This window comes from Streptococcus mitis (assembly GCF_001579045.1).
Lineage (GTDB): Bacteria > Bacillota > Bacilli > Lactobacillales > Streptococcaceae > Streptococcus > Streptococcus mitis_D.
On the sequence record NZ_KQ970263.1, the window covers coordinates 74,046 to 93,158 of the forward strand.

Here is a 19,113-nt window from a genome sequence, read left to right on the forward strand (position 1 = left end):
TAAAATCTTAGCTTAACACTTGTTAGATTTACTTTTATCCTTTAAAATAGAATAGGAGATATTCCGCGATTATTTTTCGGAGGAAAAAGAAATGTCCATTAATTGGCAGGAAATTTTATTTCACTTTTTAGGTGGTCTGGGACTATTCTTATATAGTATTAAGACCATGGGAGACGGTTTACAACAAGCTGCTGGGGATCGCCTTCGTTTTTACATTGACAAATATACCAGCAATCCGTTCTTCGGTGTGCTAGTTGGTATCGGTATGACGGCGCTAATTCAGTCAAGTTCTGGTGTCACAGTCATTACAGTGGGACTAGTCAGTGCAGGACTTTTGACCTTGCGTCAAGCTATCGGTATTGTCATGGGTGCCAATATTGGAACTACCGTTACATCCTTTATCATCGGTTTTAAGCTAGGAGATTACGCCTTACCAATGCTTTTCATCGGAGCGATTTTTCTCTTCTTCACCAAGAATCGCTCCATCAATAACATCGGACGTATCATTTTTGGTGTCGGTGGTATCTTTTTTGCCCTCAATCTCATGAGCGGTGCAATGGAGCCTCTAAAAGACCTGCAAGTCTTTAGAGACTACATGGTCGAACTAAGTAAGAGTCCTATTCTAGGTGTCTTTGTCGGAACTGGACTAACCCTACTCATTCAAGCTTCTTCCGCAACTATCGGTATCCTACAGAATCTTTACGCAAGTGGTTTGATTGATCTACAAGGTGCCCTACCAGTCTTGTTTGGTGATAATATCGGAACGACTATTACAGCTATTATTGCTTCTCTTGGAGCCAATATCGCCGCCAAACGTGTTGCTGGTGCCCATGTCGCCTTTAACGTGATTGGTACGGTTATCTGTATTGTCTTCCTTGTACCTTTCACTGGCTTGATTCAATGGTTTGAATCTACACTCAATCTGGCTCCAGAAATGACCATTGCCTTCGCCCACGGAACCTTTAATATTACAAATACTATTATCCAGTTTCCATTCATCGGAGCCTTGGCTTTCTTTGTAACCAAGCTCATCCCTGGTGAAGATGAAGTTGTGAAGTACGAGCCACTTTATCTTGATGAGCATTTCATCAAACAAGCTCCATCTATCGCTCTCGGAAATGCTAAGAAAGAGCTCTTGCACTTAGGAAACTACGCTTCTAAAGCCTTTGACCTTTCATACAACTACATCATTGACCTCAATGAAAAGGTTGCTGAAAAAGGCCACAAGACGGAAGAAGCCATCAATACCATTGATGAAAAATTGACTCGTTACCTTATTACTCTTTCAAGTGAAGCCCTTAGCCAGAAAGAAAGTGAAGTGCTGACCAACATCCTAGATTCATCCCGTGATTTGGAACGGATTGGGGACCACGCAGAAGCTCTAATCAATCTGACCGACTATCTTCAACGTAAAAATGTTGAGTTTTCTGAAGCTGCTTTGGAGGAATTGGCTGATATCTATCAAAAAACCACTGGTTTTATCAAGGATGCCCTTGATAGCGTGGAAAACAATGATATTGAAAAAGCTCAAAGTCTGATTGAACGCCATAAAGAAATCAACAATATAGAGCGTGTTCTCAGAAAAACCCACATCAAACGCCTCAACAAGGGCGAGTGTTCAACACAAGCTGGGGTCAACTTTATCGACATCATTTCCCACTACACTCGAGTGTCTGACCATGCTATGAACCTTGCTGAAAAGGTCATCGCTGAACAAATCTAAGATCCAAGAAGCTATCCTAATACTCAATGAAAATCAAAGAGCAAACTAGGAAACTAGCCACAGGCTGCTCAAAACACTGTTTTGAGGTTGTGGATAGAACTGACGAAGTCAGTAACCATACCTACGGCAAGGCGACGTTGACGTGGTTCGAATTTGATTTTCGAAGAGTATAAATGGGATGGCTTTTTCTTCTCCTCACCAAGAATTGCTTTTCTAACATATAGAAAAATGCTTTGATTCACAATGGAATCAAAGCATTTTAAAGAGCTCCCCATACATAAGCGCAGAAGCTGCGGTTCCTCTGTACTTGGCTTCTTCTCTTTTGATAAAGCGAGCTAAGTTGAGCAACTCAGGTGCCGGATGTTTGGGATTCTTGAGCAATTCACGATTGACCAGACCTGAGAGACGAACTGCCAGCAATTGCTCATTTGTAGTAGGCAGTTTTTTAGCAGTCTCTAGGAGAGCAGCAACTAAATCTTCACTCAAATCATGTCGAGCATGATTGTAAAGATCTTTTACAAGGCTTTCTAGGTTTGGTTCTACCATCCCTACCACCTCCTTAAGTTTAATAATTTTTAATCAAATCAACTGTTGAACGATCCAATTTTTTCACCAAGGCTTGCAAGAAAGCTTGAGCTTCTAAGAAGTCATCCATAGCGTAGAGGGTTTGGTGAGAATGGATATAACGAGCGCAAACACCGATTGTTGTAGATGGAACACCGCCATTTTTCAGATGAGCTGCGCCAGCGTCTGTTCCGCCTTTACCACAGTAGTATTGGTACTTGATACCAGATTCTTCAGCAGTTGTCAAAAGGAAATCCTTCATTCCTGGGAGAAGCAAGTGACCCGGATCGTAGAAACGAATCAAGGTTCCATCCCCAATTTTGCCTTGACCACCGTAGACATCACCAGCAGGTGAGCAATCAACTGCTAAGAAGACTTCTGGATCAAACTTGGTTGTGGAAGTATGTGCACCACGGAGACCAACCTCTTCTTGGACATTAGAGCCAAGATAGAGTTCATTGCCAAGTTTTTGACCTGACAGAGCTTCCGCCAACTCGCTAACCATGAGCACACCGTAGCGGTTGTCCCAAGCTTTTGAGATGATATTTTTTTCATTGGCTGTCAAGATTGCAGAACTATCTGGTACAATGGTATCACCAGGACGGATGCCAAAACTTTCTGCCTCAGCCTTGTCCGCAAAACCACCATCAAAAACGATATCGGCAATGGCTGGCATGGTTGGTCCACCCTTTCCACGAGTCAAATGTGGCGGAACAGAGCCTGAAATCACTGGAATTTCACGACCATCACGAGTTAAGAGTTTGAAACGTTGGCTGCTAACTACCATGGGGTTCCAGCCACCGATTTCTACGACACGGAAGGTACCGTCTGGCTTAATCTCGCTGACCATAAAACCAACTTCATCCATGTGAGAAGCGACCAAGACACGCGGTGCATCCGCAGCTTCTGAATGTTTGATACCAAAAATACCGCCCAAGCCATCTGTCACTACTTCATCCACGTGCGGTGTCAACTTTTCACGAAGATAAGCACGGACAGGCGCTTCATGACCTGAGATAGCAGCAAGTTCTGTTACTTCTTTGATTTTTGAAAATAATGTTGTCATTTCAGTTCCTTCTTTCTTTCATCCATTTTACCACTTTTTATAGGAGAAGGATAGCGGGAAGGTGGATTTCTAAATTAGTATCTTAGTCCTGCTCTATCTTAGAAAAAGCTTGTATTTTCTTGCATGTGAGGTGAAATATAAGAACTATTCCAAGACCACCCAAACTATTAATTCCCAAACAAAAAACAATTCAATACTATATTTGTTCAACTTTTCATGAAATTTACAGAAAATAGTTGACTTTCCTTCCCTCTTTCTTTAAAATAGTACAAAACTAGGAAAAGGAAAAATCATGACCAAAACAATTCTTGTCACAGGTGGGGCTGGCTACATTGGCTCCCATACCGTTAAAGCTCTTTTAAATGCTGGCTATCAGGTACATGTTCTAGATAATCTCTCTACAGGAAATCGAGCGGCTGTAGATAGTCGTGCTAGCTTTAAAGAACTGAATGTTTATGATGCTAGCGCCTTCAAAACTTATTTGGAAGAAAACAAGATTGACGCTGTTCTCCATTGTGCGGGTGAGATTGTTGTGAGCGAAAGTATTGAAAATCCAAGTAAATACTTCACTGCCAATGTTGCTGGTATGAACCAAGTTCTCAAAGTCTTATCTGAAGTTGGCATTCAAAAAATCATGTTCTCTTCGACTGCTTCCCTCTATGGTAATAACTGTATTGACAAGCCAGCAACTGAAGATACCCTGCTCGACCCTGTCAATCCTTATGCAGAGACAAAACTGATGGGTGAACGAATGATTTATTGGATGGCCAATCGCTACGACTGGAAATATGTCATTTTCCGTTACTTTAATGTAGCTGGGGCTGAAATGGATGCTTCAAACGGTCTGCGAGTGAAAAATCCAACTCACATCATTCCAAATATCAACAAGACCGCATTGGAACAAAATGATAGCCTAAAAATATTTGGAGATGACTACGATACGCGTGACGGTTCATGTATTCGTGATTACATTCATGTCTTGGATCTTGCACAGGCTCATGTTAAAGGAATGAACTACCTCTTTCAAGAAAACAGTTCTTCTCAAATCTTTAACTTAGGAACTGAAAAAGGCTATACCGTCAAAGAAATCTTTAAAACTGCTGAAGAATTACTGAATCAAAAAATACCACACGAAATTGTTGCTCGCCGTGCTGGTGACCCAGCTAGCGTCCTAGCAGACGCATCAAAAGCTAAAAAATATCTTGATTGGAAGGCTAGCTACTCCCTCGAAGATATTATTTTATCGGATTATCATTGGCGGGTTAAAGAAGGTAAAAACATTTTGGAATAAATAGCAGAAACATCAATCATAAATAAAAACACAGATAGATGGCACTTGATAAATACCAAGTATCATCTATCTGTGTTTTATACATTAGAATCCAATTTATACTCTTCGAAAATCTCTTCAAAGCACGTCAACATTGCCTTGCCGTATAGATGTTACTGACTTCGTCAGTTCTATCTGCAACCTCAAAATAGTATTTTGAGCTGACTTCGTCAGTTCTATCTGCAACCTCAAAATAGTATTTTGAGCTGACTTCGTCAGTTCTATCCACAACCTCAAAACACTGTTTTGAGCAGCCTGCGGCTAGTTTCCTAGTTTGCTCTTTGATTTTCATTGAGTATTATTTTGAATTTCTCTTTAAAGAAAAATGGTCTGGGACGGGGTCCTTACCTGTTTTCGACCAGGGGTGACAACGTAAAATCCGAACCAAGCCCATCAAAACACCCTTGAAGCCATGTTTTTCAACAGCCTGAATCATATAATTTGAACAACTTGGCTCAAAGCGACAAGAGGGGGGAAAGGCGGGTGAGATAAAACGTTGGTAAAAGCGCACAGGCGCTATTAAAATTCGTTTCATTATTTCTTGGTTACAGCCATGGTGTGTAGTTGGCTGATTTCTTTTTTATTAAGACGACGAGATTCTCCTGGACGGAGTCCTGTCAAGTCTAGGTGTCCAAAACGTGTCCGCGACAACTTGTCCACTTGAAGACCAACAGCTTCAAACATCTTTTTAACCTGATGGTTACGTCCTTCATGAATGGTCAACTGTACCACAGAGCGATTTTTAACTGGGTCCACTTTGAGAATTTCATAAACAGCTGGCTTGGTTTTCTTGCCATCAATCTCAAGACCACGGGTCAAGGGGCGAAGATTGTCCTTATTGGCCACACCTTTAACACGCGCGACATAAACCTTGTCAATCTCATTACGAGGGTGAATCATCTCATCCGTAAAATCCCCATCATTGGTCAAAATCAAGACTCCTGATGTATCCCAGTCCAAACGACCTACAGGGTAGATGCGCTCTTTCACGTTGGGCAAGAGGTCGACAACCGTCTTGCGGCCCTTGTCATCTGTCACACTGGAAATGACACCGCGTGGTTTGTTAAGCAGATAATAGACCTTTTCTTCGTTGTAGATAGGTTGACCTTCAACTTCGACCTTGTCGCCTGACTTGATAGTCGTTGCGAGTTCACGTACCACTTGGCCGTTAACCGTCACCAAACCTTGCTTGATCAGCTCTTCTGCTTTTCTCCTACTGGCCACACCTGCGTGGGCAATATACTTATTGATTCTCATCTTCTTCTATCCTTTCACCAAATAATTGGCTTTCTTGGGCTTGAATCTCAAGCTCATCAATCACTGGTAATTCTTCCAAATGGTTCATTCCCATGTAATCTAGGAAATAATCTGTTGTCACATAGAGGTTGGGGCGACCCAACACTTCTTTTTTCCCGTCTTCTCGGATCAAGTCAAAGGCCTGCAACTTTGCCAAGGCCCCACTCGAGTTGACCCCACGGATGGCATCAATTTCTATCCGTGTGATGGGTTGTTTGTAGGCAATGATGGACAAAGTTTCAAGGGCAGCCCGAGATAAACTCTGGTTGATAGGTGCCTTAGAGTATTCCTTCAAAATCTCTGCAAATTGTGGCTTGGTCACCAATCTATAAGCTCCACCAGTCTCAATCAGATCCAAACTGGAATCTGGGTCCTTTTCATACTTCTGGGCTAATTTTTCTAAACTCTGTTGGATACCTGTCGGTGGCAGAGAGAGGAGTTCAGCTAACTGGCGGACTCTAATCCCATCTTCACCCGCTACAAACAAGAGCGCTTCTATTTTTGCTAAAGTACTCATCTTTCCTCTCTATCAAGTCTAGCTTTGAGGCACTTGACTTTCTTCCTTCTTTTCCATGAGATAGATATCTCCGAAACTCTCCTCTTGCACAAGGATCAGCTCCTGGGTTTTGATTAACTCTAGGGTTGCCAAAAAGAGGGTGATGACCTCTTGGACATTCTGGGCTTCCTTAAACAAATCCTGCAAGCGCAATTGATCTCGTCCAGTCAAGGACTCTTTCACGATAACCATCATGTCCTCAATCTTATACTCATCCCGCAAGATAGTCGTGTGATTCTGTGCAAACTCCTCTTTTTTCTTGGCTAGGATATTTGAAAAAGCCAAAAAGAGGTCAATGGTCGTCTTGTCATGAACAAGCTCCGCATCTTCGTAAATCAACTCTGTCGGCGCTTTGGAATAGTGCTGGGCCCGTTCTTGGTGCTTGGCTTCCAAGTGCTCCCCCAAGAGCTTGAACTTGCGGTATTCTTCGATTTGAGAGAGGAGGTCCTGCTCCAGGTCATCCTCCAAGTCTGTCACTTCTGCTACCTTTGGCAAGAGCTTGCGGCTTTTAATCAACATTAGCTGACTGGCCATAACCATGTACTCCCCTGTCACTTCCAGACGCATGGCCTGCAGGGTTGAGACATAGGCTAGGTACTGTTCGATGACTTCCGTAATAGGCACATCGTAGATATCCATCTGGTACTTAGAAACCAGATGCAAGAGCAAGTCCAGGGGCCCTTCAAAATCCTTTAATTTAATATCCATTATCTATATTTTTCTAAGGTCAGGACTGTTTTTAATCCTAATTTTTTTGCAATTTCGTACAAATCGACCTTGTTTTCAATTTGTCGTAGAATGAATTGTTCCCGTAGGGCTTGAGCTGATAAGGATGGAAAACCTTTCTCCTTGACAAAGGACTCTAGCTGACGAAAGGCCCACTGACGGGAATAGGCTTTCCCTCCCCTTTCAAAAAGATAGGTCTGCCCCATCAATGGTTCCAATTCTGAAAGCAAGGTTGTAGGAATGGTGACAATCCTCTGTTGGGAAGCCTTCTGGATTCGCAACACCTGAAAGTCCAGATTGATGTCCGCAACCTTGAGAGCTAAAATCTCACTCGGCAAGAGCCCCATTTCCAAGATAAGTAGAGCCAGTAAACGCCCCTCTGGATAATTACTTTCCTGCCAAAAAGAGTCTAGGTTTAACAATTCTGGCTTTGCTGTCTTCTTTTCAGCTTGTTTGGTTAATTCCAAGCGGTAAAAGCTATCCACTTCTCCTTTTTGATAGAGAAAGTAGAGAAATTGATTACAGGCCGAAATCTTTCGCTTCTGGGCGCTGATTTTTAGATTGGCTAGTTGGACTTGGTAAATCTTAAGACTGGTCTCAGAAATCCGCTCGCCTACAATGTCTAAAAATTGCTCCAAATCATACTTATAGGACTGCTTGGAATTGGCAGATAAGCCCTGCTTTTCCTCTAAAAAGGCTGAAATCCTGTCTCTCATTTGCATCGAATCTCATATTCCTTACTAAAGTCATGCAAGAGAGCATTGACAGCCTTGAGGATGGACTTACGCGTAATAATCCCTTGGAAAATACCTTCTGCGTCCACAACTGGTAAGAAAGACTCATCTACCAGCTTGTGCAAGACCTCCGTAATGGTAAAATCAGGCGAAACAACCGCTACGTCCCTTTTCGTCATATGAACGATATCCGTATCCGCCATGATTTCTGGGCTCAAGTCATGCTCCATCTGATAAGCCATAATATCTCTGAGCCCAATCGTCCCAACAAACTGTTTTTCATCTGTCACAACGGGAACACGGGTATAGGTCATCTGACTAAGCAAGAGGGTTGCATGATCCGCATTGTGGGTATCAATCAACACAGCTAGATTTTCAGCAGGAGTCAAAAAAGTTTCTTCTTGCCCCAACAAGAAAGTCTCAAACTCCTTGGCAATCATCGGCTAAACTCCTTGGACAAGCCCGGATACACCTCATGGTCTCGTGTCAAAAAGTCCACTTTGAAGTAACTATCATCAATCTCCACACGAGCATAAAGACATTCTCTGACGGTACCACGTGGTTGACTGATGGAACCTGGATTTAGAAAGAGAGTCTTACCTTCCATCCAAGCACTTGGCACATGCAAGTGACCATAAAGGCAGATATCGGCCTCTTCCTCCTGAGCCCAGTAGTCCAACTTTTGAAAGTTGAAATTAATGTCAAACAAGTGGCCATGAGTTTGGATAATCTTGGTCGAACCAAGCTCGGTCACCAAACGTTCTGGATAGCCGGCATAGAAGTCCATGTTCCCTTTAACAACGCGGATGCCTTCCCAAAAGGGAGAATCAGGACGCAGTTCAGAATCGCCATTATGAAAAACGGCATCAACTTTGCCTACATAGCGATCACGGATTTCTTCCACAATCAAGCTATCGCCATGAGAATCGCTCATTACAATGATGGTTTGCTTTGCCATGATGGAAATACCTCCAAAAGTTTCTTAACGGCTAAGGCACGGTGAGATTGACTATTTTTTTCTTCAAGGGTTAACTCAGCTGAGGACTTGCCTGTCTCTCCTACAAGGAAGAGAGGATCGTAACCAAATCCATTTTCACCCTTGGGTTCAAAGTTAATGTAGCCAGGCCAGTCTGCTTCAACAACCAAACTTTCCTTGTTTGGACTGGCTACGACTAGGGTTGTATGGAATTGAGCCGAGCGGTCCTTGAGTTCAAAGACCATGGCCAATTCGTGCAAGAGTTTGGCATTGTTTTCACGGTCAGTAGCTCCCACACCTGCGAAACGAGCTGACCAGACACCTGGCAAGCCACCAAGGACATCGACTTTGAGACCTGAGTCATCTGCCAAAACCATCTTGCCCGTTAATTGAGAAATGGTTTCTGCCTTGAGATGGGCATTTTCTTCGAAGGTCATGCCTGTTTCAGCTACTTCAGGCAGGTCAGGATAGTCATTAAGATTTTCCACATCGTAGCCTAACTTATCAAAGATAGCTCGGAACTCCTTGGTCTTGCCTTCGTTTCGAGTCGCAATCAATAAGGTTTCTCTGACCTTGCTTGTCTCAAAGAAATCATGAACATTGACCCCTTCTTTAGGCAATGCTACATGCAGGAGTTGCCCATTTTCAATCAAGAGAAAAGCTCCCTGACGTTGGATGACTTCCAGATTTCGTCCCATTTCTTGGTTGAGGATATCTACCACAAAAGACAATAAACGGTAGAGAGAACCATAGCGTAAAACAGTAACAGAAACAGGAAAACCTCGATCCTCATCTCGAAATCTTTGGGCAAACTCAAATAGAGGAAAATCCAAGTCTTCATCAGTCAATGTCCGGACACCACCAAAAATACTATATGATCCGACATACCAGTCCTGGTCATCCTTATATTCATAAATTTTATTTGTCATAATTCTACATGCTCCACATGAATTTCTTTTTCCAGCCATTCTTCACCAATTTGTGCAAAACTTTGGCTGCTAGCTGTTGTGTAAAAACGGTGTTGGAGTGGTCCAGCATCGCGACCACGATTGATTTCAAAATAATTAAGTAAGACTGAGATATCTCGTACGCACTCTGCTCCACTATCAATGAGTTGAACCTTTGGTCCCATGACATTTTGAATAATGGGTCTGAGGAGCGGATAATGGGTACAGCCCAAAATCAGGCTATCCACCTTTCCAACCAAGGGACGCAGGGTTTCATAGACCACTTTCTTGGTAACACTGGTTGACAGGGCACCTGACTCGACCAAGGGGGCAAACTTGGGACAAGCCAAACTCTCCACCTGTAAGTCAGGATCCAAATCATGGATTTTCTGACGGTAGATATCTGATTGTACCGTCATAGGCGTTCCAATCACTCCGATTTTCCCACCTTGACTGGACTTGATAGCTGCCGAAGCTCCTGGCAAAATAACACCTAGGACAGGAATATCTAGTTGAGCCTTAATTTCTTCCCAGACGACGGCAGTCGCAGTATTACAAGCAATGACAATCATTTTGACATCCTTGGTCAAAAGAAAGTTGACCAACTGCCAAGTATATTCACGAATTTGCTCAGCAGGACGGGGCCCATAAGGCGCCCGTGCCGAATCTCCAATATAGACGATTTCTTCATGGGGAAGCTGGCGCATGAGCTCGCGCACAACGGTCAAGCCCCCGACACCCGAATCCAAAAAACCAATCGGTCGATTATCCATACAGTCTTCTTTCTAGTCTTTTTTCTGATTGATAGCTCATTATGATTACTTGTCTCTATGAACTGAATGGCAGCCTAAGCAACAACTATCTCTCTTAATCATAATCAAATATCAATAGAATGCAAGGAAAAAGTCTCATCCCTAAACCATAACCAACATAGTGAGAAGTCTGGAACTTTCATCCCAGACTTTTCCTTATTTATTTTTTCTTTTTATTGTTAGCAAGGGCTGCTTTTTGTTGGCGGATGATTTGGTGGTAAACTTGTTGTACCTTAGCTTCGCTTGGTTTTTGACCATTTGCACTCAAAAGAGTACGAACTGCTTCAGCATTCAAACGTGGGTTGTCAGCGAATTCTTTTTCAATTTGCTTACGAACCAAGTACATTCCTCCAAGAGCTCCTCCTAGAAAAGCTAGCACAATCAATACAATTGCTAATAGTAAATCCATCATTTTTCTCCTGTTTCTTTTTGAGTCTCTTTCATTATACCATAAACTAGCCACCCTGACCAGTTTGTTCTACACTTTCAGGGAGGGAATAGATAGCAAAAAGAGGGCTCCTTACTGAGTTTAATTTACATAGATAGCCAGTGTTTGATAAGGTTTGAGTAAAATTTTTTCAGACACTTCTGCATCTTCATAGTTTGAAAGCAAAATTTGTCCATTTTGGTAGGTTACTGGTAAGTCGATTTCCACTTCTGTGGCATAAAAGTTATTGAGCACTAGCAACTTTTGATCCTCATACTGGCGTTCAAAAGCATAGACTTGTTTGCTATCTTCAAAGGCTGGTTTGTAACTTCCTTCTGAGATGATAGGCATTTCTTTGCGAAGTCGAATCAAGTCTTGATAGAAGGTGAAAATCGGGCCTTGGATTTCATTTTCAACGTTGATGTGAGGGTAGGATTTTCCTGCCTTGAGCCAAGGTGTGCCTACTGTGAATCCTGCATTTTCAGAAACATCCCACTGCATGGGAATTCGTGAATTATCACGCGACTTAGCCTGAATAATCAGGAAGGCTTCTTCCTGACTCTTCCCTTCCTCCAAGAGCATCTGATAAGCATTGAGCGATTCGACATCCACATAATCAGCCATTGAATCATAGTCTGGGGCAATCATCCCGATTTCCTTACCCATATAGATATAAGGTGTCCCACAAGAATTTCTATTTGTAGATTTTGCAAAACGTAAGAAATAAAAGACTGAGACACTAGATCTCAGCCTTTTTCTTTATCCCAAAACCAATTCATCACTAACTAGACTTTGGCCACTATTTTTCTGGAAGAGATGCATGAGGTCTTCAACCGTCAGATGCTTTTTCTCTTCTCCTTTGACATCCACCACTATCTTGCCCTGATAGAGCATAATGAGACGATTTCCGTACTCAATAGCATGGTTCATATCGTGGGTAATCATCAAAGTCGTCAACTGATGGTGTTCCACAATCTTTTGCGTCAAATCCATCACCATTTGACTCGTTTTCGGGTCAAGTGCCGCAGTATGTTCATCCAAAAGCAAAAGTTTGGGTTTCACCAGAGCTGCCATGACTAGGGTCAAAGCCTGTCTTTGTCCTCCTGAGAGATATTGAGTATCTACTTTTAAGCGGTTTTCAAGACCAATATTCAACTCCTTCAAGGCCTCTTGGAACTGGATTCTATCCTTCTCCTTCACACCCCAGCTAAGCCCTCTCTTCTGCCCGCGTCTCAAGGCAATGGCCATATTCTCCTCAATCGTCAAACGAGAAGCTGTTCCCATCTTAGGATCTTGAAAAACACGGGCGATATCCTTGGCTCTCTTTCTTACACTCAGATTTTTAATGGATTTGCCGGCCAGTAGAAGGTCCCCTTCGTCCACCGATAGATTGCCGGCCAAGATATTCATCAAAGTGGATTTCCCTGCTCCATTTCCACCAATCACAGAGATAAAATCTCCCTCTTCAACCTCTAAATCTAATCCTTTGAGGACATGGTTCTCATTGACCGTCCCTGCTTCAAATGTTTTGTGAATATTTTCAAGTGTTAACAAACTTGCCATAACTTTCTCCTCCTATTCATTTCTCAATTTTAGACCACGAATCTTTAATCGCTTTTGCAATTCTGGCGCAAATAAAACCAAGGCAAGCAAGATTGCATTAAAGAGACGAACCAGATTTTGATCTAGATTTGGAATTTCATAGATATTTAAAATAATCAAACGGTATACAATAGCACCAATTCCGATAGATAACAGGCGACCTCCAATGGTCAAGTCGTGAATCAAGACTTCCGCAATAATGACTGCACTCAAACCAACAACGATAGTTCCTGTCCCAGAAGTTACATCCGAAAATCCATCATTTTGGGCAAATAACGAACCACATAGGGCAATCAAACCATTTGAAATCATGTAACCAACAATCTTCATGGTGTCTACATTGACTCCGTTAGCTTCACTCATCGGAATATTGTCCCCAGTCGAACGCAAGACCAAACCAATCTCTGTTTTCATCAAAAGAGTCAAGACTAGACAAACAAGTAAGAGACAGACTAAACTGAATGAGAAAACAGCTTCTTCAGTTGTCATTCCCAAGCTAGCCAACTGTTTAAAGACAGTTGAAGAATCTCCCAAGGAAAGATTGGGCACACTTCCCATGATTTTAATATTGATCGAATAAAGCCCTGTCAAGGTCACAATCCCTGTCAAGAGAGCAGGGATTTTCATCTTGGTATGAAGCATTCCTGATACAAGACCTGCTACCATACCTGCAAACAAAGCAAGTAAGGTCGCAATCCAAGGATTTGTCCCTGCCTGTATCTGAGATACGACGACAGCCGCCCCCAGTGGAAAGGCTCCTTCAGCAGTCATATCCGCAATATCCAAAATACGGAAAGTCAAGTAGACCCCAATAGCCATAATCGACCATAGCAAACCTTCTGATAAACTAGATAATACAAAATTCATCTTAAACCTCCTTATTCCTTGCCTTCTAACTTACTAATATCAATTCCCAATGCATCTGCCATTTCTTGATTGGTATGCAATTCCAGTTTTTCAGGCAACTCAACTGCTATATTTTCTGGCTTCTCACCTTTTAAAACACGAATCAGCATGCGAGCTGTCTGTCTTCCCAATTCTTCATAATTGGTTCCGTAGTTATACAAGCCACCCACAGCAATCATTTCTGTTGAACCACCAAATACTGGAACCTTGTGTTTAATAGAAACCTGCTTGACTGTTTCCATGGTTGACGAAATGATATTATCCGTTGGTACAAAAACCATATCCACCTCTGCCATCAAGCTTTCTGCAGCCGCCTTGACGTTGTTACTGTCCAAGATTGTTTTTTCAACAACGGTAAAGCCTTTTTCTTCCAAAAGACGCTTAGCTTCATCCTTTTGGACAACCGAATTGGGCTCACTCTGAGTATAAAGAATTCCAATTGTTTTAGCTTTTGGCAACACTTTCTTTATCAAATTGATTTGGGTTGAAATGGCATCTGATGACTGATCGCTTGTCCCAGTTACATTGCCCCCAGGATGCTCTCTTGACTCAACCAACTTGGCACTGACAGGATCTGTTACCGCTGAAAAGATAACAGGTGTCGTTTGTGTTGTATTGGCCAAGCTCTGAGCAGAAGGCGTTGCGATGGCTAGAACGACATCACTAGATTCTGCTAGTTGCTGGGAAATGGTTTTTAGATTTCGTTGTTCTCCCTGTGCATTTTGCAAATCAATCTCGATATTTTTCCCTTCAACATAGCCTTGCTTGGCCAGCTCATCCACAAAACCTTCTCTAGTAGCGTCCAAAGATTGATGAGTAATAAACTGCGAAATACCGATACGAAAAACATCTTTTTTCTTATCTGCCTTCAACTGATGCAAACTGATCAGAGAGGTCAAGAGGATTCCCACTACCAAGAGAGGGGCTAGTAATTTTCGAACAACTTTCATAATGAAACTCCTTCTCAGAAAAGATAATACTCAATGAAAATCAAAGAGCAAACTAGGAAACTAGCCGCAGGCTGTACTTGAGTACGGCAAGGCGACGTTGACGTGGTTTGAATTTGATTTTCGAAGAGTATAAAACAAAAAACCGCCTAGATAATACCTAAACGGATGCTTGAAATAATCTAACAAGTTATAACTTAGCTAGTCCATTTAGATATTCATCTATATGGACCACAATCAAAAATCTTAGCCACATAGATACAAACAAATTGCTTGAACTGTTTGCATCCATGGTGACATGTCTACAAACACTATCTAAAGTAGCTAAAGTAAAAGTTTTGATTCATCGTTACAGCTTGTTTCTTATTCATTTCTTTTTCTGCTTTCTTTTTTGATGTTTCCTATCTTACCACCTTTTTCATTAGCTGTCAAGAATATTTCAGAATTTTTTAAAATTTTTCGAAAATTCTTTCAAAGTTTTTCTATCTCTGTTTCAAACTAATAACAAAGTCCGTCTAAACTCAGAAAGTATGATGCGAAATTTCAATTTTATACATTAATACTAACTAGTTTCTAGATACACAAGTCATCTTTTTAAGAGTCAAAAATTTACTTTATTTTGTTCAAAAACAATAAATTCCTTAAATTTATTTTTGAAAAGTTCAATAGCTTCCGAATTTTTTCTAGTCATTATGTAAGTAAAGGATAGTGGAATAGAAATTTCTTCTGGTATTCGAGTAGCAATATTAGGATTTAAAGTCATTTTAAGGTATAGAGGAAGATAAGATATTCCTTGTCCCATTTCAATCAATTTCTCAGTTACTGCTATATCCTTTATAGAAACAAATTGAGATTCCGGAACAATTTCAGAAATTTCTTGTTTTACTTTATTCCAATAAACAGGATGATTATCTGATAAAATCTTATATTTTTGAAATAACTCCACCTCAGTTAGTTGAGAATCATTTTTGGGATAAAAAAGAGCAATTTTACCCTCACAAATTTTTTCTGAATTAATCTTTGTAGTATAAGGTTCTTCCCTAGCTATCCCAATATCAAATTGATTATTTTCAATTTCTCGAGCAATATCATTTTGTAAAACTGTAATTGAAATACCTACAGATGGTTGTTCTTCAAAAAATTCTGGAAGAAATTTCGGTAACAGATAGGTAGCTATGTAAGGTGAAACTGCGATGTTTAAATGTGTTTCCAACTTTTTATTTTTTAACTGTATTTTTTTAATCCCATCTTCATATGTCGCAATTATTTTTTTTACGATAGGGATAAATTCTCGTCCTGTTGGAGTCAGAGTTAAATTTCTTCCAACTGTTTCAAATAAATTTACTTGCAAGTGTTTTTCGAGTTTTTTTATTTGCTGGTGAAGTGTTGGTTCCGTTAAAAATAATTCTTCGCTTGCTCTATGATAGTTGAGGTGTTTAGATAATACTAAGAATGTATAATACCAATCTAAATTCATTATCTCCTCTCCTTCCTAAAATAATATTTAATGAATTATTAACTTTTTCCAAATTTTAAAAAGTTAGTATTTATTATATCATAGAATCAAGAATAATTTATTCGATTACATGAAAGGAGCAATATGATGAAAATTAATATACCTTTTAACCAGAACTTATTGCCTAAACGATTTGGAAAAGAAGCAGATTGTACCGACATTATTAAGGGAAATCCTATACGCTCTTTCCCTTTTGAAATTAGCGAATTACCAGAAGGGACAAAATATATAGCTATTACTTTAATTGATTATGATGCGATTCCAGTTTGTTCATTCCCTTGGATTCACTGGCTTGCTACGGATATAGAAGTTAAAAATAATACAGTCATTATTCCTGAAAATTACAGTCTAGATTATAAAGACTCTATTGCGCAAGGGAAAAATAGTTTCGCAAGTCCTCTATTGGAAACTGATTTTTCTGAAATTGATTCTATGTTTGTTGGACCAACTCCTCCTGATAAAGATCATCGATATACGCTAGAAGTGTTCGCTCTAGCTACTAAAACAGATTTGAAAAATGGATTCTACTATAATGAACTATTAGATGCGCTCTCTTCAATTTCCTTAGAGAAAACTAGTACAGTTGTTATTGGTCAATTTTAAATAAAAATATGGGATAAACAATTGTATAATAGTTGGAAACAGATACAGATTATCAAATAAGATGATTATAAGCAATTGATAGTAACTTATTAGAATTTGATATTCACTTCACTAATCTAACATACTCCAATTTCTAAAATTCTCTATACATAAGTTTGAAGCTATAGAAAAACTCAAGCTTATACTCAATGAAAATCAAAGAGTATTAGGAGAAATTCATCAAATCTTTACATAATAAAAACGGATAATATCAAGCTAACCTACATCTGATATTATCCGTTTTTATCATTTTAAAATTTTTAAACCTATCTCTTTTAAGGATAGAAAAAAGGTTTATAATTTCCATAAAAGTTGACATGGAAATTATAAAACCAATATTAGTTTAATCCTTGTTGATAACGTGCCAATTCAGCTTGGTTAGCCCAAACATAGTGACCTGGACGGATTTCTACCATAGATGGCTTATCAGTCTCATAGTCGTGTTGACTTGGGTCGTAAACCTTCAAGACCTTCTTGCGTTCCAAGATTGGGTCTGGAATCGGTACTGCTGAAAGCAAGGCTTGAGTATATGGGTGAATTGGATTGTTAAACAGTTCTTCTGTTTCTGCAACCTCTACAATAACACCCTTGTAAATAACTGCGATACGATCTGAAATAAAGCGAACGACAGACAAGTCATGGGCGATAAAGAGATAGGTCAAACCGAGCTCTTTTTGGAATTTTTTAAGCAAGTTCAAGACTTGGGCACGTACAGAAACGTCCAAGGCTGAAATGGGCTCATCCGCAATAACAAAATCTGGTTGCATGACCAAGGCACGGGCAATACCGATACGTTGACGTTGACCACCTGAGAACTCATGAGGGTAACGAGTCAAGTGCTCAGCAAGAAGCCCCACTTCACGGATAATATTTTTAACTTTCTCTTTACGTTCTTCTTCATCTTTGAACAGATGATGATTATAAAGACCTTCAGAAATAATATAATCAACAGTCGCACGTTCATTCAAACTTGCCGCAGGATCTTGGAAAATCATCTGGATACGACGAATCAATTCCGCAGCTTGTTCACGCGATTTCTTACCATTAATCTTTTGACCTTCAAAAATGATATCTCCATTACTTGTATCATTGAGACCGATTATCGCACGACCAATAGTTGTTTTCCCACTTCCTGACTCACCTACAAGCGAGAACGTTTCTCCCTTGTTGATAAAGAAGTTAGCATTTTTAACCGCGACAAACTTCTTACTTCCTTCACCGAAGGAAATTTCTAAATCTTTGATTTCTACTAATTTTTCAGACATTTCCTTCCTCCTAGTCAGCCAGATGGGCAAATCCCATTTTTTCACGAATCTTATCATGGAGATTTGCAATCACAGCTGGTTTTTCTACTTTTGGAGCATCCTCATGAAGAAGCCAAGTTTTAGCCCAATGTGTCTCTGATACTGAGAATTGAGGAGCTTTTTGTTCGAAGTCAATCTGCATTGCATAGTCAGAACGCAAGGCAAAGGCATCCCCTTTCAGGTCAGTATAAAGTGACGGAGGTGTTCCTGGGATTGAGTAAAGATCCCCTTTATCATCAGCAAGCTGAGGCAAGCTAGACAAGAGACTCCATGTATATGGATGGCGAGGGTCATAGAAGACTTCCTCAACCGTTCCATACTCAACGATTTCTCCTGCATACATAACCGCTACCTTATCCGCAATACTTGCTACCACACCAAGGTCGTGGGTGATAAAGATTGTTGTGAAATGATACTCGTTTTGTAAAGATTTGAGCAAATCAATAATCTGAGCTTGAATAGTCACATCCAAGGCAGTTGTTGGCTCATCACAGATCAAGACATCAGGTCGGCAGGCAAGAGCAATAGCAATAACGATACGTTGACGCATTCCTCCAGAATATTGGAATGGGTATTCATCAAAACGTCTATCTGCATCTGGAATCCCAACCTTATTCATGTAGTCAATGGCCAATTCTTTCGCTTCTTTAGCTGTTTTGCCTTGGTGTTTTACAATCACTTCTGTAATCTGACTACCAATTGTTTTAATTGGGTCCAAACTAGTCATTGGGTCCTGGAAGATAGTCGCAATCTTAGCACCACGAATTTGTTCCCAATCCTTGTGAGAAGATAAAGCTGTCAAATCTTGACCACGGTAGTCAATGCTTCCTTGGGCAATGCGACCATTTTCTTCAAGCATACCTGTGAAGGTCTTTGTCAAAACAGATTTTCCTGATCCTGACTCACCTACCAAGGCCAATACTTCTCCTTCAACTAGTTCAAGAGAAACACCGCGAATGGCTGTCAATACTTTGTCACGAACGTCAAATTCCACGACAATATCGCGAGCAGTCAAAATTACATTTTTTTCTTTTGTCAT

The 19,113-nt window shown here is 40.6% G+C and carries 23 protein-coding genes and 1 pseudogene; 4 read left to right on the forward strand and 20 right to left on the reverse strand.

Annotation, left to right across the window (positions count from 1 at the left end; all coding sequences use genetic code 11):
* Positions 1–91 precede the first annotated feature (91 nt).
* Positions 92–1,723: a Na/Pi cotransporter family protein gene (locus tag SMIDD28_RS06540; protein WP_061425347.1), complete on the forward strand. Its 1,632-nt coding sequence runs from the start codon at positions 92–94 to the stop codon at positions 1,721–1,723.
* A gap of 26 nt (positions 1,724–1,749) precedes the next feature.
* Positions 1,750–1,896: a hypothetical protein gene (locus SMIDD28_RS12215; RefSeq protein ID WP_061425348.1), complete on the forward strand. Its 147-nt coding sequence runs from the start codon at positions 1,750–1,752 to the stop codon at positions 1,894–1,896.
* Positions 1,897–1,972: 76 nt separating this feature from the next.
* Here SMIDD28_RS12215 and SMIDD28_RS06550 read toward each other — a convergent pair whose 3' ends face one another.
* Entirely contained in the window at positions 1,973–2,269 is a 297-nt protein-coding gene (locus tag SMIDD28_RS06550; protein WP_061425349.1) for a bacteriocin immunity family protein, read from the reverse strand.
* 19 nt (positions 2,270–2,288) lie between these two features.
* Positions 2,289–3,353, reverse strand: coding sequence for a glutamyl aminopeptidase (pepA, locus tag SMIDD28_RS06555; protein WP_061425350.1), 1,065 nt, complete (start codon positions 3,351–3,353; stop codon positions 2,289–2,291).
* A gap of 292 nt (positions 3,354–3,645) precedes the next feature.
* Here pepA and galE point away from each other — a divergent pair, with 292 nt between their 5' ends.
* Complete coding sequence (gene galE / locus SMIDD28_RS06560) at positions 3,646–4,644, forward strand: UDP-glucose 4-epimerase GalE (protein WP_081103243.1); 999 nt, start codon at positions 3,646–3,648, stop codon at positions 4,642–4,644.
* Between the two features lie 127 nt (positions 4,645–4,771).
* Here galE and SMIDD28_RS12220 read toward each other — a convergent pair whose 3' ends face one another.
* The 16 genes and pseudogenes from SMIDD28_RS12220 to SMIDD28_RS06640 all read right to left on the reverse strand — a co-directional run bounded on the left by SMIDD28_RS12220 (position 4,772) and on the right by SMIDD28_RS06640 (position 16,089).
* The gene (locus tag SMIDD28_RS12220; protein ID WP_061425351.1) at positions 4,772–4,975 is read right to left on the reverse strand and encodes a hypothetical protein; all 204 of its coding nucleotides are present in this window, start codon (positions 4,973–4,975) and stop codon (positions 4,772–4,774) included.
* 6 nt (positions 4,976–4,981) lie between these two features.
* Positions 4,982–5,218, reverse strand: a complete 237-nt coding sequence (gene yidD / locus SMIDD28_RS06570) for a membrane protein insertion efficiency factor YidD (protein ID WP_061425352.1) — start codon at positions 5,216–5,218, stop codon at positions 4,982–4,984.
* Complete coding sequence (locus SMIDD28_RS06575; RefSeq protein WP_001222228.1) at positions 5,218–5,940, reverse strand: pseudouridine synthase; 723 nt, start codon at positions 5,938–5,940, stop codon at positions 5,218–5,220. The genes yidD and SMIDD28_RS06575 overlap by 1 nt, the downstream gene beginning before the upstream one ends.
* A complete protein-coding gene (gene scpB, locus SMIDD28_RS06580) occupies positions 5,927–6,496 on the reverse strand; it encodes an SMC-Scp complex subunit ScpB (RefSeq protein WP_061425353.1) in 570 nt (189 codons plus the stop codon). Before scpB ends, SMIDD28_RS06575 begins: the two co-directional genes overlap by 14 nt.
* Positions 6,497–6,514: 18 nt before the next feature.
* Positions 6,515–7,243: a segregation/condensation protein A gene (locus SMIDD28_RS06585; protein WP_061425354.1), complete on the reverse strand. Its 729-nt coding sequence runs from the start codon at positions 7,241–7,243 to the stop codon at positions 6,515–6,517.
* A complete protein-coding gene (xerD, locus tag SMIDD28_RS06590) occupies positions 7,243–7,977 on the reverse strand; it encodes a site-specific tyrosine recombinase XerD (RefSeq protein WP_322108915.1) in 735 nt (244 codons plus the stop codon). Before xerD ends, SMIDD28_RS06585 begins: the two co-directional genes overlap by 1 nt.
* Positions 7,974–8,435 (reverse strand): cyclic-di-AMP-binding protein CbpB, encoded by a 462-nt coding sequence (gene cbpB, locus SMIDD28_RS06595; RefSeq protein WP_061425356.1) that lies wholly within the window; start codon positions 8,433–8,435, stop codon positions 7,974–7,976. Before cbpB ends, xerD begins: the two co-directional genes overlap by 4 nt.
* Complete coding sequence (locus SMIDD28_RS06600; RefSeq protein ID WP_061425357.1) at positions 8,432–8,953, reverse strand: metallophosphoesterase; 522 nt, start codon at positions 8,951–8,953, stop codon at positions 8,432–8,434. Before SMIDD28_RS06600 ends, cbpB begins: the two co-directional genes overlap by 4 nt.
* Positions 8,929–9,900, reverse strand: a complete 972-nt coding sequence (locus SMIDD28_RS06605) for a nucleoside-triphosphate diphosphatase (protein WP_061425358.1) — start codon at positions 9,898–9,900, stop codon at positions 8,929–8,931. Before SMIDD28_RS06605 ends, SMIDD28_RS06600 begins: the two co-directional genes overlap by 25 nt.
* Positions 9,897–10,691 carry a glutamate racemase gene (gene racE / locus SMIDD28_RS06610; RefSeq protein ID WP_020901104.1) on the reverse strand — a complete coding sequence of 265 codons (795 nt, stop codon included), beginning with the start codon at positions 10,689–10,691 and terminating at the stop codon, positions 9,897–9,899. The genes SMIDD28_RS06605 and racE overlap by 4 nt, the downstream gene beginning before the upstream one ends.
* A 199-nt stretch (positions 10,692–10,890) precedes the next feature.
* Positions 10,891–11,139, reverse strand: a complete 249-nt coding sequence (locus SMIDD28_RS06615; protein ID WP_000364990.1) for a YneF family protein — start codon at positions 11,137–11,139, stop codon at positions 10,891–10,893.
* A gap of 120 nt (positions 11,140–11,259) precedes the next feature.
* A pseudogene (locus SMIDD28_RS06620) lies at positions 11,260–11,847 on the reverse strand (alpha-glucosidase C-terminal domain-containing protein); the annotation flags it as partial.
* Between the two features lie 69 nt (positions 11,848–11,916).
* Positions 11,917–12,720, reverse strand: coding sequence for an ABC transporter ATP-binding protein (locus SMIDD28_RS06625; RefSeq protein ID WP_061425359.1), 804 nt, complete (start codon positions 12,718–12,720; stop codon positions 11,917–11,919).
* Between the two features lie 12 nt (positions 12,721–12,732).
* Positions 12,733–13,626, reverse strand: coding sequence for an ABC transporter permease (locus tag SMIDD28_RS06630; protein WP_061425360.1), 894 nt, complete (start codon positions 13,624–13,626; stop codon positions 12,733–12,735).
* Between the two features lie 11 nt (positions 13,627–13,637).
* Positions 13,638–14,615: an ABC transporter substrate-binding protein gene (locus SMIDD28_RS06635; protein WP_000869838.1), complete on the reverse strand. Its 978-nt coding sequence runs from the start codon at positions 14,613–14,615 to the stop codon at positions 13,638–13,640.
* A 598-nt stretch (positions 14,616–15,213) separates the two neighbouring features.
* The gene (locus SMIDD28_RS06640; RefSeq protein ID WP_001047055.1) at positions 15,214–16,089 is read right to left on the reverse strand and encodes a LysR family transcriptional regulator; all 876 of its coding nucleotides are present in this window, start codon (positions 16,087–16,089) and stop codon (positions 15,214–15,216) included.
* 126 nt (positions 16,090–16,215) lie between these two features.
* On the opposite strand from SMIDD28_RS06640, the gene SMIDD28_RS06645 reads away from it, so the two are divergent.
* Positions 16,216–16,731, forward strand: a complete 516-nt coding sequence (locus SMIDD28_RS06645) for a YbhB/YbcL family Raf kinase inhibitor-like protein (protein ID WP_061425361.1) — start codon at positions 16,216–16,218, stop codon at positions 16,729–16,731.
* A gap of 377 nt (positions 16,732–17,108) precedes the next feature.
* On the opposite strand, the gene SMIDD28_RS06650 is transcribed toward SMIDD28_RS06645, so the two are convergent.
* Together SMIDD28_RS06650 and SMIDD28_RS06655 are read right to left on the reverse strand one after the other, a co-directional pair.
* Entirely contained in the window at positions 17,109–18,035 is a 927-nt protein-coding gene (locus SMIDD28_RS06650; protein ID WP_042900321.1) for an ATP-binding cassette domain-containing protein, read from the reverse strand.
* Positions 18,036–18,045: 10 nt separating this feature from the next.
* The gene (locus SMIDD28_RS06655) at positions 18,046–19,113 is read right to left on the reverse strand and encodes an ABC transporter ATP-binding protein (RefSeq protein ID WP_000159550.1); all 1,068 of its coding nucleotides are present in this window, start codon (positions 19,111–19,113) and stop codon (positions 18,046–18,048) included.